Origin of the sequence: Oscillatoria sp. FACHB-1406, from assembly GCF_014698145.1 — a bacterium.
GTDB lineage: Bacteria > Cyanobacteriota > Cyanobacteriia > Cyanobacteriales > Spirulinaceae > FACHB-1406.
The window spans coordinates 516901-531699 of sequence record NZ_JACJSM010000001.1 but is presented as its reverse complement, the minus strand read 5'-3'; the positions used below and the strand labels follow the sequence as shown (position 1 = coordinate 531699).

Here is a 14799-nt window from a genome sequence, read left to right as displayed (position 1 = left end):
CTTGCCGAAATGCCGAAATGCTCAATTACGAATTACGAATTACGAATTACGAATTAACGAGTGGATTTAATTTTGTGCCATCAAACTGCGGATTTCGACGCTTTAGGGGCGGCGGTGGGGTTGTCGTGCCTGAAACCGGGCAGCAAAATCGTGCTGACGGGGGGCGCGCATCCGGGGGTGAGAGATTTTTTGGCGTTGCATCGAGATGAGTTGGCGACGCTCGAACAGCGCAGCGTCAATCCGGAGCGGATTCGCTCGCTGGCAATCCCGGACGCACAAAAACGCGATCGCTTCGGGCAAGCCGCACAATGGCTCGATTTGCCGCAAATTGAAGCGATCGCGATTTACGACCATCATTTAGAAGCCGATCGCGATATTCCCGCTACTGAGTGCCAAATCGAACCCATCGGCGCGACAACCACGATGATTGTCGAACGACTCCAGCAAGAAAACTTACAACTCACCCCCCTCGAAGCAACGGTGATGGCGCTGGGGATTCACGCCGATACGGGTTCGCTGGTTTTCGAGCAAACCACGCCCCGCGATATCCGCGCTTTGGCTTGGTTGATGGAAGCAGGCGCGAGTTTAGAAAGTATTCGCGAGTATAGCGATCGCGGTTTATCCCCGCAATTGCAACAACTTTTAGCAGAAGCGATCGAAAAATTGCAAATCCTCACCGTGCGAGGCTATACCCTCGGCTCGGTACTGCTCGAAACCGAATCTTTCGTGCCGGGACTTTCCAGTTTAGCGATGTACGTCATCGAATTCGCCAATCTCGATGTCTTACTCCTCGCCCACCAATATTATCGCCGCGAAGGGGAAGGGCAGCGTTTAGCCATCGTCGGGCGATCGCGCCTTCCCGAAATCGACCTCAACCGCCTCCTCCAACCCTTCGGCGGCGGCGGACACGCTTCGGCGGCTTCGGTAACGCTACGCGAAGTCAACTCCCAGCGCCAACTCCAAGAATTCATCGAGCAACTCAGCGCCCAACTTCCCCACCCGCCCGCCGCCCGCGATTTGATGTCCTCCCCCGTCCGCACGATTCGCCCCCAAACCACCATCGACGAAGCACAACGCATCCTCCTGCGCTACGGACATTCCGGGCTTTCCGTCGTCAACGAAAGCGATGAGTTAGTCGGCATTATCTCCCGTCGGGACTTGGATATCGCCCTGCACCACGGCTTCAGTCACGCGCCCGTGAAGGCGTATATGAGCCAAAACCTGAAAACGATTGCGCCCGATACGCCGTTGTCCGAAATCGAAGCCTTGATGGTGACGTATGATGTGGGGCGCTTGCCGGTGTTGGAAGGCGGGCAATTGGTGGGAATCGTGACGCGCACCGATGTTTTGCGCCAACGCTACCAAGATTGGGAGTTGGGAAGCGGGGAAGTTCTAACCGAACCGCCGCGCGATCGGGGAAAGCGCGATCGCTTCAATACCTTAAAATCGGCGATTCCCGCCCCGATTTGGGACTTTTTGATGCGCGCCGCCTCCGCCGCCCAAGACCGGGGCTGGCACCTTTATTTAGTGGGAGGGGCGGTACGCGATTTACTTTTAGCCACCGAAGGAATCACGGCGGGCAATCCCTTTCTCCAAGATATCGATCTCGTCGTCGATGGTTTTCATCGCGCTGCCGATGGGGGGGCGGGAATGGAATTAGCCAAAGCGCTGCAAGCTGCTTATCCGAATGCACGCTTGGAAGTTCACGGCGCGTTTCAAACCGCAGCGTTGTTGTGGCATAAAGATAAGCAATTAGATTCTTTAGCCGTCGATATTGCGACAGCGCGCACGGAGTTTTATCCTTATCCGGCGGCAAATCCCGAAGTTGAAGCCAGTTCGATTCGGCAAGATTTATATCGCCGCGACTTTACGATTAATGCCCTTGCCCTGCGTCTAAGCGAGCCGAATTCTGGGGAATTGCTCGATTTTTTTGGCGGGATGTTAGATTTGCGATCGCGCCGGGTTCGCGTTCTCCACGCCAACAGTTTCATCGAAGATCCCACCCGCATTTATCGCGCCGTGCGTTTTGCCGTGCGCCTGGGATTCAGCCTAGAAGCGCAAACGGAACAATACATTCGTTACGCGATCGAAAGTGGGGCTTACGACCGCTTGCGCCTTACCCATCCGCGCGCCCCCGCCCTCACCACCCGCCTCAAAACCGAACTTAAATACATTCTCGAAGCGCATTATTGGAAGCGAGCGCTGCGCCTTCTGGCTGACTTAGGGGCGTTGCGCTGTCTGCACCCCAATTTAACCTTAACGGAGCGGTTGTGGTGGCAAATTCGCTTCCTCGATCGCTGTTTGCAGCGCTTTGATTCCGAACGTCGCTTAACGCCCTATTTGCTGCGGCTCGAGGCGCTGATTGCATACCTACCTGCCGAAGAACGCGCGCCCGTCGCTGCGAACTTACAATTGAGTGCTGAGAGTTTGCAGCGTTTGGAAAAGCTCGCGGATGTCGAACGAGAAGTGATGGATAATTTAAATAGCCGCGAGATGGAAACTCGTGCGCCGCGTCCGAGCGAAATCGTCCTATTGTTGCGTCAATATTCGCTGCCGATGTTGGTGCTATTGATGTTGAGAACGCCGCGCCGCATCCGACGGCAAATTTGGCGCTATCTCGTTTGTTGGGCGAATCTGCGCCCGCCTTTAAATGGAAACGATCTCAAGGGATTGGGTTATAAGCCCGGGCCGCAATTCAAGCAAATTTTGGATGAATTGTTAATTGCTACGCTCGATGGAAAAATCCGCGATCGCGCCGAAGCCGAAGCTTTTATAACGGATAATTTCTGAAGGAATCGATCTTCATGGTTTTGCGATTTTGTCAAGCCATTGGGCTAAACGGGATATCATAACCCGATCGCAGAAAAAACTTGGAATTGCGCCTTTGCTACCCAACCTTAAAACCGATAAATTCGCTCCCCTCAACCCTGTAATTGCGAAAGTTAAGGAGAGCGATCGCTGCGGAGATTTACCGGAGAATCAATTAAAACCCGGCGTTTATTTCCACTTGCTAGCGACTAATTCTGCCAAGTCAACAACCCGTTGGGAATAGCCCCACTCGTTGTCGTACCAAGCCACAACTTTCACCATGTCGCCACCCAAAACCATTGTCAAGCTGGCATCAGCGATGGAAGAACAGTCGGTTCCTCGATAGTCAGAAGACACCAAAGGCAGTTCGTTGTAACCGAGGATGCCTTTGAGTTCGTTTTCCGAAGCTGCTCTGAGTGCGTCGTTCACCTGCTCGGCAATGGTGCTTCTCTCGACTTGAGCCACGAAGTCTACAATCGAGACGTTAGGAGTCGGAACGCGCAAGGCTACGCCGTTGAGCTTGCCTTTCAGGGCTGGCAGCACCAAAGCCACGGCTTTGGCTGCACCCGTGCTAGTCGGGACGATATTAACCGCCGCTGCACGAGCGCGACGCAAATCGCGGTGGCTGGCATCGAGGATGCGTTGGTCGCCGGTGTAGCTGTGAGTCGTCGTCATCACGCCTTTGATGATGCCGAAATGTTCGTGCAACACTTTAGCAATGGGAGCTAAGCAGTTGGTCGTACAACTAGCGTTGCTTACGATGTCGTATTTGTCGGGATCGTAGTCCTTGTCGTTCACGCCCATAACGAACGTTCCGACTTTATCGCCCTTGCCGGGAGCAGTAATGAGAACTTTTTTAGCTCCGGCTTGAATGTGCTTGCCAGCACCGGCATCGTCAACGAAAACGCCGGTCGATTCGATAATTAAGTCAACGTCCCATGCTCCCCAAGGCAAGTTCAAAGGATTGCGATCGGAGACGCACTTAATCGTTTTACCGTTAACCGTTAAAGAGTTTTCGTCAGCTGAGATGTCTGCATCGAGTCTGCCCAACATGGAGTCATATTTGAGCAGGTGAGCGTTGGTTCTGGGATCTGAGGTATCGTTAATGCCAACAACCTCAAGTTGACTGTTTTCTCGACCCAACCAGCACCGCAAAAAGTTACGTCCAATCCGCCCAAATCCGTTGATCGCTACTCTAATCACTTTGTCTTGCCCTCTATGCTCGGAAGTTCTATTGACACTCCCCATAACTCGGGGACGATGTTCGGTTGTGAGATTCTCTCGCCCTCCACATCCCTAGAAACTGGGGATTCTTGCTTCGCAGGGAACTGGAGTTTTACAACTTCCAGGTTGTAGTCTAGCCCTCCACAAGCTTTCACGATCTGTCCGACCGCAGTATCACTGATATGTCTGTCTGCGCGTTACCGCTAAAGATCTTTTAATCATTCAAATCATATCGCAGAGCGGCCGCAATTCAGCATCAACTCTCTATTTTTTCTGAGAGCGAGTTGAGACGGGCGACGGCGCGCGCGAGTTGGCAATCGAGGGCATCAATCGAGCGAAGCCGAGGTGATAACGAGGCTTTTCAGAGCGGGGATATCCTTATCCCTTGAGGTCGAGGGAGAAAAGAAGCTCGAATCTTCAAGGCTTGAGAGGAGCGAAATGTTCGCGGACGATGCCGCGATCGAGTTGTGCCGATCGAGTTCAATGAGGGGGGAGGGAAGTAAAGCTACGGACAATTTCAAATTTTGAATTCTCAGTTGGAAACTTTTCCGGATTTCTGTTTAAATCCTTTGAGAAGGGTAGAGACTTTTAGAGACGGCTCGAGTCTCGGTGGCGGTCAATTTCGCGCGCGCCGCCAACAGGGTTGTTCGATCGCGGGAATTGCTGAGTAATGCTAGCTTTCGAGATAACGGAATCAATAAGAAAATCTCGGTTAAGGATAGAAATTTGTGATAGCTGCGATCCGAGAAAATCAATTCCTGATATTATAGCGCGTGATTATCAAAGGCACATGGTGCGCGGTGTGGTGTAGAAGGAGATTTGATGTCAAAGACTGTTGATTTTCGGGGCAAACCATTCCATTTTATCGGAATCGGTGGCATTGGAATGTCAGCGCTCGCATATATTTTAGCGAAACGCAAGCTTCCTGTTTCGGGTTCGGATTTGCGGGTCACGCCGATTACCGATCGCTTGCAGTCGGCAGGCGCTCATATCTTTAGCGCTCAAGAAGCGACGAACTTAGACTTTTTTCAATCGATTTCCTCGAAGTCGCAATCTTCGAGCAATGCCCTCGAAATTGAAGGGCAAAGTCGCAATTCGAGCGGCTGTGCGGTCGTTCCGACCGATCGCCGAGATTCCCCGCAGGTGATCTGTTCGACAGCGATCGCGGCGACGAATTTGGAGTATTTAGCCGCCCTCGATAAGGGTTACGAGATTTTCCATCGTTCGGATGTCTTAGCGGGGTTGCTGGGCGACTACAGCCAAAGCATTGCTGTGGCGGGAACTCACGGCAAGACGACCACCAGTAGCGCGATCGCGCACTTATTGGTACAAGTCGGTCTCGATCCCACCGTCATCGTCGGCGGGGAGATCGAAACGTTGGGCGGAAACGCGCGTTTGGGGCAAGGAGGCGTGTTAGTCGCAGAAGCTGACGAATCGGACGGTACGCTGACAAAATTGGTTCCGCATATCGGGATCGTCACCAATATCGAACTGGATCATCCCGACCATTACACCAGCCTCGAGCAAGTCATCAGCACCTTCCAAACCTTTGCCCAGCAGTGCAAAATCCTGGTCGGGTGCAAGGATTGTGCGGTGGTGCGCGATCGCCTCAACCCGCAGATTACCTACAGCCTCGATCCCAACAGCGAAGCCGACTACATCGCCACCGAGACAACCTACAGCGGGCAGGGAACGCGCGCTAAAATTTGGGAGCGGGGAGAGTTATTGGGCGAGTTGAATTTGCAACTGCTCGGACGGCACAATCTTAGCAATGCCCTGGCAGCGATCGCGGTAGCGCGGCTGTTAGGATTGGAGTTCGACGCGATCGCAACAGCCTTAAAAAGTTTCGAGGGTGCAAAACGACGCTTCGAGTATCGCGGTGAGGGCGGCGGTATTACCTTCTTCGATGACTACGCCCACCATCCCAGCGAAATTCAAGTGACTCTGGCAGCAGCGCGCTTGCGAGTCGAGGATCCCCATCGCGTTGTCGCTGTCTTTCAGCCCCATCGCTACAGCCGAGTGCAAACTTTCCTTCAAGAGTTTGCTCGTTCCTTTGGCGATGCCGATATCGCGATCGTTACCGATATTTATAGCGCAGGAGAAGCTAACCCCGATAATCTCAGCGGTCAAACTGTGGCTGATGCGATCGCAGCACATCATTCCCATGTCATCTATCAACCGACTTTCAACGGTCTTGAAAGTTGCCTGAAAGAAATTCTTCAACCAGGGGATCTTGCTTTATTTTTGGGTGCGGGCAATTTGAATCAAATCATCCCCAAATTGGTCGCTTTTTATAACCCTTAAGGAGCATGATTATTGGATCTGCGGATTTAGTAATAGAGATCGAGCAGCCCGTCGAACTCCAGACTCTTTTTCCTTCATCCAGATTAGGGGTCTTGCCCAGACGTTCGAGCCGCTTTTGCTGCCGATGACCAACTCGATTCACATTCAACTCTTTAAGACTAAAACCTATATATCCTATGACCCTTTCTTATGATGCCTCCGGTTGCAGCCCCACTCTGTTCTACGGAAACTATCGCCCCGTAGCGCCTAGCAGCGTTCATCTTCCCCACACCGATTGCATCATTCGCCCTCAAGTTCCTCTAGGCGATTTCACAACGTTTCGCGTCGGCGGTCCGGCAGAATGGTATGTCGTACCGAACAATATCGACCAAGTGATGGAAAGTTTTGATTGGGCAACAGAACGCGATTTGCCCATTACTTTACTCGGTGCGGGATCGAATTTGTTAATCAGCGATCGCGGCATTCCCGGCCTCGTTGTCGGGACTCGCCATCTCCGTGGTGCTGAATTTGACTCCGATAGCGGTAAAGTTACGGTGGGCGCGGGAGAATCGATCGCGCGTATCGCTTGGCAAGCCGCAAAACGCGGTTGGACGGGCTTTGAGTGGGGAGTCGGGATTCCCGGTTCCATCGGCGGCTGCGTAGTGATGAATGCAGGCGCGCACAGTAGTTGCATGGCCGATGTTATCGAGAGTGTCGTCGTTCTCGAACCCGATGGAACCCTGGTGACGCTCAAACCCGAAGATTTGGGCTACTGCTATCGGACTTCGAGCTTGCAAGGCGATAAGCGCTTGGTGCTGCAAGCGACGCTGCAACTGCAACCCGGTTCGACGCGATCGCAAGTTATGGCAACCACTAACCAAAATCTCCAGCAGCGCAAAAGCACTCAGCCCTACCATTTGCCCAGTTGCGGTAGCGTCTTCCGCAACCACGATACCCATAAAGCGGGCTGGCTAATCGAGCAACTCGGACTCAAAGGCTATCAAATCGGCGGCGCGCAAATCGCCCACCGTCACGCCAACTTTATCTTGAATTGCGGCGGCGCGAAAGCCAACGATATCTTTCAACTCATCCGCCACGTCCAAGAGCAAGTCGAAGCGCACTGGTCGCTTTCTTTGCATCCAGAGGTTAAACTCTTAGGAGAGTTTTAAGAAACCCCGACATTTAGACGGAGTTGCAACCGTAACTCCGTCAGTACAATGGAGTAACGCCAGAGTAATACTTGAGAACAGATAATGAATAAAGGACAAGGATTTGGTTTAGGCTTGGGCAAAATGAAAGAGTTAGCCGAAGCTTTCAAAAAAGCCCAACAAGTTCAACAAGGGGCGCAGCAGCTTCAGATAGAACTCGAGGAGATGTCGATTGAAGGCAAAAGCAGCGATGGCTCGGTGAAAGTCGTCGTTAGCGGCAACCAAGAACCGCGCTCTGCTACGATTGCTCCCGAAGCGCTTGCAAAAGGGGCGGATGCACTTTCAGCTTTAGTAACCGAAGCGATGAAAGATGCTTACGAAAAATCAACCGAAACGATGCGCTCTCGCATGGAAGAACTGACGAGCGGTTTGAATCTGCCGGGAATGTAGAATTTAATTGATAATTGACAATTGTTAGCGTGAATTTTCTGCGCGGGGATGTTTAAATAACGTCCCTATTTTTGTTTTTTCGCGATGCTTTGAGGAAACCTCGCGCTCGAAGAGAATGAAACGAATCCCATTAGTATCAACTTAACGTATAGCCGTAGCCACTGAAATTAGGACGAGGTACTTCAAGCCAGTTGTCACTCTCAGCGCATGATAATGTCCTAAGCAAGTTGGCTAGCGCTATAAAACCCCCCTCAGAAATTGGAATTGCCCTCACCCCCCGCCCCTCTCCCAACCCCAGGAGAGGGGAGCAGGAGTTTAATGGTATTAGTTGGAAACAACCTTAATTGAGTAGGTGAATAAGCTACTCTTTTTTGCACTCCCAATTGAGTTAAATTGCCCGTGCTAATTCAAAAGATTTCAGTCTTTCTGCAACGCAGCGATTACGGAAAGAAATACTGTTTCCCTAGGGCGTACAATCGACGTTCACAAACTCCCACCCAATCGCGTTTGCTGTTGATAAATCTTTTTCAACGTATTAATATCCCGTGCAGAAATCGGCGGCGGGTTATTGACTTGCGTGTCATAAAGTGCATCGGCGGGATCGGGGCTGTGTCCCCAAATTCCAAGGGCGTGTCCGAGTTCGTGGCGGGCGGTGGCGAGGGTGAATGCGTCGGTTTGATTGGGGCTAATTTCTAGGGTGAAGCGATGGACGAGGGTAGAAGGGTTGTTTCCCCGCCAATAGAGTTTGTAACTAGCTTCGGCGTTACGCGCGGTGGGAAATTCAAAGGTGCGGGTTTGGCGGTTGAGGGTGGCGCGGAGGGGCGGACGCGATCGCAAACAAATAATATCCGCAACTTCCCGCTCTGCAACTCGTTCTAAAGGTAGATATTGATTCCACTCGGTAACGGCGGTTTCTACGGCTTTAAACCAACCTTGAAAGCGTCGATCTGCGGGATCGTTCGGCGGTTCGATATAAACTTTAATTGGAAACGACGACCAAATTAAATAACCGACAGCCGTCGGTTTAATCGCATCAAAATAATCGCCTTGCTGCTCGGAATCCTGCCATCGTTCGAGTTGCGGCGGTAGGGGATAGACTTGTAACAGCGGCAGGTTTTGTGGGGGAGTGGCTGCGGGCGCGGGTAGAGAGGATTGAGGGGGGGTTGCTTGACTGGGGAGGAGCGCCGGAGAGAAAATGATGAGGCTGGCGACAAAGGCAGCGATCGCAACTTTTCCCCCCCAGCGCCCTCGATAATTCACCGGCAATTCTCGCTTACTTCAACCAACCAGCGCTCAAAACAATCGTCAAACCGATAAATACACTACTCAGCGCCCAAGTAATGCGATTGAGAGAAGTTTCGGCACTTTTAGCGCTGGTGAATAATTGCGCTTGTCCGCCGATACCGCCGATGCCATCGCCTTTGGGACTGTGCAATAACACTAAAATAATTAAAAATAAGGCTGACGCTGCCCAAACAATCGTTAAAACTTGCTGAACGTTCATTCTGAACTCTCGAAATTTTTTTTAAGGTACGGTGAATTCGCTAAACGTTCATTTTAACACCTCGCCCATCCGCATCGGTTTAACCGGCGGAATTGCGACGGGTAAAACGACGGTAACTCGCTATCTTGCCCAACAGTATGGCTTGCCGATTTTGGATGCGGATATTTACGCGCGAGAGGCGGTAGCGCCCGGTTCGTCGGCTTTAGCGGCGATTGTCCGGCGCTACGGCAGCGGAATGCTGAAGGAAGATGGCAGCTTAAACCGCGCGGAATTAGGGAATATCCTGTTTGCTGACGAGGCGGAAAAAGGCTGGATTGAAGCGCAAATACACCCGTTTGTTCGCGATCGCTTCGTTGCAGAACTGGCTCGCCTTGCCCCAAAAATTGCCGTTTTAGCGATTCCTTTACTGTTTGAATCACAAATGACCGATTTTGTCAATACAATTTGGGTCGTTGCTTGCACCGCCGAGCAACAGTTAGAACGGTTGATGAATCGCGATCGCCTCAATTTAGAGCAAGCGATCGCGCGTATTGAAAGTCAAATGCCCCTAGCCGAAAAAATAGCGGCGGCAGATGTCGTTTTAGAGAATTCGGGAAGTTTAGAGGCTTTATGGGAGCAAATCGATCGCGCGATCGAACCCTTATTAGAAAATCGCAGAACTGCTGAACAGTGCTGAATATTATCAGAAAGTAGAGTTCTGAGTATAGCCTCAACGCTGCAAGCTAACGAAAGGTCCCGAATAGCGATCGCCCTCAACCTCTAGATTACTCTCCGCACCGTCAATCTGAACGCGCACGAGATATTCCCCTAAAGAAATATTGTCTATTGTAAATATTAACGAAAGCGTAGCAATTTCGCGTTGCTCTGCCGCAAAAATGTAAGTTATCGGATTATCATTCTGAATACTATTCAAAATTGCAAAGACTCTTTGTTGCTTACCGACCATCAAATCGAGCCGTACCGTCAAACTAGCATCGTATAAACCCTCCTCGTTCTCCTCAACATGAGTAAGATTGATGCTTTCAATCTTCGGACACAGCACAATCGCGATCGCATTAGACTCAATCGCACGTTCCGGCGCAAAGCTACCGTCAGGAATCGGATGGATGACTTGGAGTTTTTGTACGCCCGCTCGCAACGCATTTTTCTCAGCCGTTGTCAGTTCTGAAAATATGAGTTCAACTCCATTTTCTCCTACATCTTGAGGAGTTAGCTGGGCATCCCCCAGTTGCACTCGTGTGGTGGGTTCTCCTCTCAACTGCTTTCCCTCGATCCTTAAAGTGAGACTACCATAATCTTGCAAGCGATCGCCAATTTGTTGGAGCAACATTGGTTTGCCTTCTGCTCGGCAAACCTTAACTTTTTCAATCGCGGGCAACCTTGGAGAAACATAAAACTGAGTCTTGCGAACGGGTAAAGGAGCTTTACCCAACTGCTTGCCCTGAATCAAAACAGCAGAAGCTTGATAAGCAAAGGATAAAGCATAAGGAATCTGGAAGAAAACCGACCAAATTCGCGATAAATCTTCCGTCGTCATAATGCTAGGAATAAACATAACTTGCTGCACCTGATCGGCAAGCGTCGAATCGCCTAAAAACCCAAAATTGCGATCGGCTAAAACTTCCCGAATCATGGCTTGCGTGAGGATGGGTCGATCGACCAAGGTTTGGATTGCAGCCCCTAAAAGTCTTTGAGGTTGCAGTTCCACCTCATTTCCGTAAAACGTTAGCAAATAGTAAAGATCCAGTCCCGCTTGTCCGTGTTTGATCAAATTCTCTTTCGGGCGGCGCGTGCGTAAATCGGCATTTTGCCAAGCGGGGTTCGGTAACGCTTGGTAAAGAAAAATATTAATCCCAGCACCTTGGTTATTAATAGCCGTCACCTCCGGACGAACGGTAGTAACGTTAGCTTCCGGCATATCTTCTTGGATTCCCGTAAGAAGAAGTTTTTGCAAAGCAGCCGTTACCGTCGCGATCGCCAAATAGTTACTCATTAGCTCGAACTTGCGAAAAAAGTATTCCAGCCTATCATTAATGGAGTGTACCTTAATCTTCCAATCCCTTAAAATTCAAATACTCAGTAAAGTTTTGCGATCGCGAATTGGCAAAACTTATTAAGTTATCTTAGGCTTGAACTTAAATTACGTTAAGGGAGAGTGACATGGGACGTTTGGACTACTTCGCTCCAGGGGTATATGTCGAAGAAGTCAACCGAGGCAGTCGCCCCATCGAAGGAATGTCAATGAGCGTAGCTGGTTTCGTTGGTTTCACCGAAGACATACGCGGAGATGCAGAATTACTCGAACCTCAACTTATTGCCGACTGGACGCAATATCTCGAATGTTTTGCCAAACCCGGTTCGGATGGCTTCACCGATTTCAATGCTTACCTTCCTTTCGCGGTTAAAGGCTGGTTTGACAACGGAGGAGGACGCTGCTGGATTGTTAGCTTAGGAACCCAACTTCCTCAGCCTCAATCTCAAGCTCAAGACGAGTCTCCCCCAGAAAATCAGAGCATTACCGCCATTACCACCGCCGGAAAACATCCCTCCCTCGAACTCAAACTCAAACCCGAACAAGCCGAAGGCGGACGAATTAACGTCATTATCGAAACCGACGAACCCCGTCCCCTGGAAGATAACCCCGACGAAGAACCCTTCGATACCGGAGAATATTTCCAACTCACCGTTAAACAAGGAGAAAACGTTCTAGAAGGCCCCTATCGGCATCTCACCATGAATCCAGAGGTCGCCCCAGAAGAAGGAACCTTTGTTTTAACCGCTCTCCAAGAATCCCCCTATATCGACGTTGAAATCAAAAGCGATCGCGGACTTCCTCTCGCCCGTCGTCCGGCCAACGGTTACTACGAAGTCGCTCCTCCTCCCGAAGTTTATCCCGCCGAGCGCCTCCACCAAAAACTATCAGGATCGCGCAAAAATCGTCGCGGCGTTCAAGGACTGTTTGAAATTGACGATGTAGCAATGGTTGCCTGTCCCGACCTCATGCTCGCCTACGAACGCGGACTCCTCAACCTCGAACAGGTTCATGGCGTAATGGAAACCATGATTACCGGCTGCGAAAATGCCGCCCCCAGCCCCGCCTATCGCATGGTTGTCCTCGATGCGCCACCCGTCAAAACCCGAAGAAGCCAAGCCCCAACCTCTCCCGAACAAAGCAGACCCCAAGACGTTAAAGAATGGTTAGATGACTTCGGGCGGCGTTCTCAATTTGCCGCACTTTACTACCCGTGGATTAAAGTTCCCAATCCCCGCGCCAACGGCAAAGGAATTTACGTTCCCCCCTGCGGCCACATGATGGGAGTTTGGTGTCAAACCGACGAAACTAGAGGCGTATATAAAGCCCCCGCTAACGTGACCCCTCGCGGCGTTCTTTCCCTCGCCTACGAAACCAACTTTCGCGAACAAGAACTGCTCAACCCCTTGGGCGTGAATTGCATCCGGAAATTCCCCAACCGAGGTCTAAAAATTTGGGGCGCTCGCACCCTCGTCGAACCCGAAATCACCGAATGGCGTTATATCAGCGTTCGTCGTTTGATGAGCTACATCGAAAAGTCAATCGAACAAGGAACCCAATGGGCAGTTTTTGAACCCAACGATGAAGATTTATGGGCGCGAGTCACGCGAACCGTTAGCAATTTTCTCGAACGACTGTGGCGAGAAGGAGCCTTATTTGGCAGTTCGCCCGCCGAAGCTTTCTACGTCAAGTGCGACAAAGAACTTAATACCCCAGAAACAATGATCTTGGGTCGCCTCTATATCGAAGTAGGAGTCTGTCCCGTTCGTCCGGCTGAATTTATTATCTTCAGAGTCAGTCAGTGGTCTCCCAATCAATAAGCTGTTCTGCATTTAAATTGTGATTTGAGTCTGACGGGGAGACGGGGAGATCGAGGATACCCAATTTAGATGCGTCTTAGCTTAGCAAAAGCTTTAAAATTTCAAGGAAAATCATCAAAATCTTAGGAGTTGAGCAATGGCAGAACTATTAACAGCTTGTCGCTTTTACTTTGAAGCAGACGGTGTAGGCGAAAAGCAAATTTTGGAAGTTGGAGGATTATCCGTCGAATCTCCCGTTGCTGGAAGTGGTGGCGTTCTCGGTTCTGGTAAAGGAGGAACCAAACTGCGCCAAGCAACCCCAACCAACGAAAAATTTACCAACGTTAAGGTTAAAGTGGTTGCCACCACCGATAAAGACCTCTATGAATGGTACAAAAACTGTAACACCAATGATGCAGGAAGCTCGCAGTGGCAAAGCAATCGTAAAGCCGCTTCGGTAAGTGCCTACGACCAAGGGGGAAGCATTCAAGCGCGGTGGGAAATTGTCCAAGCCTACCCTTGTAAATACGAAGGTCCTAGCTTCACTTCGGGGGATGGAAACATGGCAAATGAAACCATTGAATTAGTCCATGAAGGAATTAAGCGCGTCCAGTAATCGATAAGGCTCAAATTCTGTTTGCAACTGGTTCGAGCGAGGTCAGCTAACCCGTCTTTGTGCTTCCGAATCCGTAAGATTTTTAGGAACGAGGAATTATGACAGCATTTACCGAACGGCTAACAGCGAATCGCTTCTACGTCGAACTTAAACTCGACGGCAGTCAGGACAGCGTAGATGCAACATTCCTCGAATGTCAAGGCATCGAACGCAGCCAAGAAGTCATTGAGATTTGCGAAGTGACTCCCCAACAATGGGGCGAAGCTAAATCCGGTCGAATGGTTCGGACTAAAATTCCAGGCAACGTCAAAACCAGTAATATTACGTTGCGTAGAGGAATGACAAACTCCAAAACCCTATGGAATTGGTTTAAGGCGGTAGAAGAAGGAAACTGGGCTAAACAGTTTCGTGAAGGTTCGCTGACCATTTACGACCAAGCTGGAGAAGCCCAGGCAATTTTAGAATTTCAAGGCGCTTGGCCGACGCGATATAAAGCTTCTGGTTTTAATGCCAGCAGTAGTGAAATGGAAATTGAAGAACTCGAAATTGCTGTAGATATGCTGACTCGCTCGAAATAAAATTAAATGTTCCAAACTGAATTTGAATTTACGCTACCGAAAGGCTATCTCGATAGCAGTGGAAATTTGCACCGCAAGGGCATAATGCGTTTGGCTAAAGCGGCTGATGAAATTATTCCCTTGCGCGACCCGCGCGTTAAGTCTAATCCCGCTTATTCGACAATTATCATTCTCGCTCGAGTCATTACTCGCCTGGGGGCGTTAGAAGAAATCACCCCCGCAACAATCGAAGGATTATACGCTTGCGATTTAAATTACTTACACGGATTCTACCGTCAAATTAATGAATTAGAAGAAAACGCACAATCGCGAACAGAACCCCTTCAAGCAGAAGCAATATCGCTCCAAGAAACCTAG

The 14799-nt window shown here is 50.4% G+C and carries 14 protein-coding genes; 10 read left to right on the top strand and 4 right to left on the bottom strand.

Annotated elements, in window-relative coordinates:
• Nucleotides 1-60: 60 nt before the first annotated feature.
• Nucleotides 61-2790 (top strand): CBS domain-containing protein, encoded by a 2730-nt coding sequence (locus tag H6G50_RS02270; protein ID WP_190712836.1) that lies wholly within the window; start codon nucleotides 61-63, stop codon nucleotides 2788-2790.
• A gap of 207 nt (nucleotides 2791-2997) precedes the next feature.
• Here the strand turns inward: H6G50_RS02270 and H6G50_RS02265 are convergent, their stop codons facing one another.
• Nucleotides 2998-4011 carry a type I glyceraldehyde-3-phosphate dehydrogenase gene (locus H6G50_RS02265; RefSeq protein WP_190712834.1) on the bottom strand — a complete coding sequence of 338 codons (1014 nt, stop codon included), beginning with the start codon at nucleotides 4009-4011 and terminating at the stop codon, nucleotides 2998-3000.
• A gap of 545 nt (nucleotides 4012-4556) precedes the next feature.
• Here H6G50_RS02265 and H6G50_RS02260 point away from each other — a divergent pair.
• From H6G50_RS02260 to H6G50_RS02245, 4 genes are all read left to right on the top strand, one after another.
• A complete protein-coding gene (locus H6G50_RS02260; RefSeq protein ID WP_190712832.1) occupies nucleotides 4557-4703 on the top strand; it encodes a hypothetical protein in 147 nt (48 codons plus the stop codon).
• A gap of 151 nt (nucleotides 4704-4854) precedes the next feature.
• Entirely contained in the window at nucleotides 4855-6336 is a 1482-nt protein-coding gene (murC, locus tag H6G50_RS02255) for a UDP-N-acetylmuramate--L-alanine ligase (protein ID WP_190712830.1), read from the top strand.
• 176 nt (nucleotides 6337-6512) lie between these two features.
• The gene (murB, locus tag H6G50_RS02250) at nucleotides 6513-7484 is read left to right on the top strand and encodes a UDP-N-acetylmuramate dehydrogenase (protein WP_190712828.1); all 972 of its coding nucleotides are present in this window, start codon (nucleotides 6513-6515) and stop codon (nucleotides 7482-7484) included.
• An 84-nt stretch (nucleotides 7485-7568) separates the two neighbouring features.
• Nucleotides 7569-7913, top strand: a complete 345-nt coding sequence (locus H6G50_RS02245) for a YbaB/EbfC family nucleoid-associated protein (RefSeq protein ID WP_190712826.1) — start codon at nucleotides 7569-7571, stop codon at nucleotides 7911-7913.
• A gap of 483 nt (nucleotides 7914-8396) precedes the next feature.
• Here H6G50_RS02245 and H6G50_RS02240 read toward each other — a convergent pair whose 3' ends face one another.
• Both H6G50_RS02240 and secG read right to left on the bottom strand, forming a co-directional pair.
• Nucleotides 8397-9173 (bottom strand): peptidase, encoded by a 777-nt coding sequence (locus tag H6G50_RS02240; protein WP_242032666.1) that lies wholly within the window; start codon nucleotides 9171-9173, stop codon nucleotides 8397-8399.
• Between the two features lie 13 nt (nucleotides 9174-9186).
• Nucleotides 9187-9417: a preprotein translocase subunit SecG gene (secG, locus tag H6G50_RS02235; RefSeq protein ID WP_190712823.1), complete on the bottom strand. Its 231-nt coding sequence runs from the start codon at nucleotides 9415-9417 to the stop codon at nucleotides 9187-9189.
• A 31-nt stretch (nucleotides 9418-9448) separates the two neighbouring features.
• On the opposite strand from secG, the gene coaE reads away from it, so the two are divergent.
• Entirely contained in the window at nucleotides 9449-10093 is a 645-nt protein-coding gene (coaE, locus tag H6G50_RS02230) for a dephospho-CoA kinase (protein ID WP_347239850.1), read from the top strand.
• Between the two features lie 33 nt (nucleotides 10094-10126).
• Here coaE and H6G50_RS02225 read toward each other — a convergent pair whose 3' ends face one another.
• Nucleotides 10127-11410 (bottom strand): DUF4255 domain-containing protein, encoded by a 1284-nt coding sequence (locus H6G50_RS02225; protein ID WP_190712821.1) that lies wholly within the window; start codon nucleotides 11408-11410, stop codon nucleotides 10127-10129.
• Between the two features lie 167 nt (nucleotides 11411-11577).
• Between H6G50_RS02225 and H6G50_RS02220 the strand changes: the two genes are divergently transcribed.
• The 4 genes from H6G50_RS02220 to H6G50_RS02205 all read left to right on the top strand — a co-directional run bounded on the left by H6G50_RS02220 (nucleotide 11578) and on the right by H6G50_RS02205 (nucleotide 14799).
• A complete protein-coding gene (locus H6G50_RS02220) occupies nucleotides 11578-13269 on the top strand; it encodes a phage tail sheath C-terminal domain-containing protein (protein ID WP_190712820.1) in 1692 nt (563 codons plus the stop codon).
• Nucleotides 13270-13405: 136 nt separating this feature from the next.
• Nucleotides 13406-13864, top strand: a complete 459-nt coding sequence (locus H6G50_RS02215; RefSeq protein ID WP_190712818.1) for a phage tail protein — start codon at nucleotides 13406-13408, stop codon at nucleotides 13862-13864.
• A gap of 98 nt (nucleotides 13865-13962) precedes the next feature.
• Nucleotides 13963-14442, top strand: a complete 480-nt coding sequence (locus H6G50_RS02210) for a phage tail protein (RefSeq protein ID WP_190712816.1) — start codon at nucleotides 13963-13965, stop codon at nucleotides 14440-14442.
• Nucleotides 14443-14448: 6 nt separating this feature from the next.
• Nucleotides 14449-14799, top strand: coding sequence for a hypothetical protein (locus H6G50_RS02205; RefSeq protein ID WP_190712814.1), 351 nt, complete (start codon nucleotides 14449-14451; stop codon nucleotides 14797-14799).

Excerpts from the sequence above, each read along its gene's own strand:
- murC (WP_190712830.1), top strand. The coding sequence starts at position 4,855 with ATGTCAAAGACTGTTGATTTTCGGGGCAAACCATTCCATTTTATCGGA.
- murB (WP_190712828.1), top strand. The coding sequence starts at position 6,513 with ATGACCCTTTCTTATGATGCCTCCGGTTGCAGCCCCACTCTGTTCTAC.
- H6G50_RS02245 (WP_190712826.1), top strand. The coding sequence starts at position 7,569 with ATGAATAAAGGACAAGGATTTGGTTTAGGCTTGGGCAAAATGAAAGAG.
- secG (WP_190712823.1), bottom strand. The coding sequence starts at position 9,417 with ATGAACGTTCAGCAAGTTTTAACGATTGTTTGGGCAGCGTCAGCCTTA.
- H6G50_RS02225 (WP_190712821.1), bottom strand. The coding sequence starts at position 11,410 with ATGAGTAACTATTTGGCGATCGCGACGGTAACGGCTGCTTTGCAAAAA.
- H6G50_RS02220 (WP_190712820.1), top strand. The coding sequence starts at position 11,578 with ATGGGACGTTTGGACTACTTCGCTCCAGGGGTATATGTCGAAGAAGTC.
- H6G50_RS02215 (WP_190712818.1), top strand. The coding sequence starts at position 13,406 with ATGGCAGAACTATTAACAGCTTGTCGCTTTTACTTTGAAGCAGACGGT.
- H6G50_RS02210 (WP_190712816.1), top strand. The coding sequence starts at position 13,963 with ATGACAGCATTTACCGAACGGCTAACAGCGAATCGCTTCTACGTCGAA.
- H6G50_RS02205 (WP_190712814.1), top strand. The coding sequence starts at position 14,449 with ATGTTCCAAACTGAATTTGAATTTACGCTACCGAAAGGCTATCTCGAT.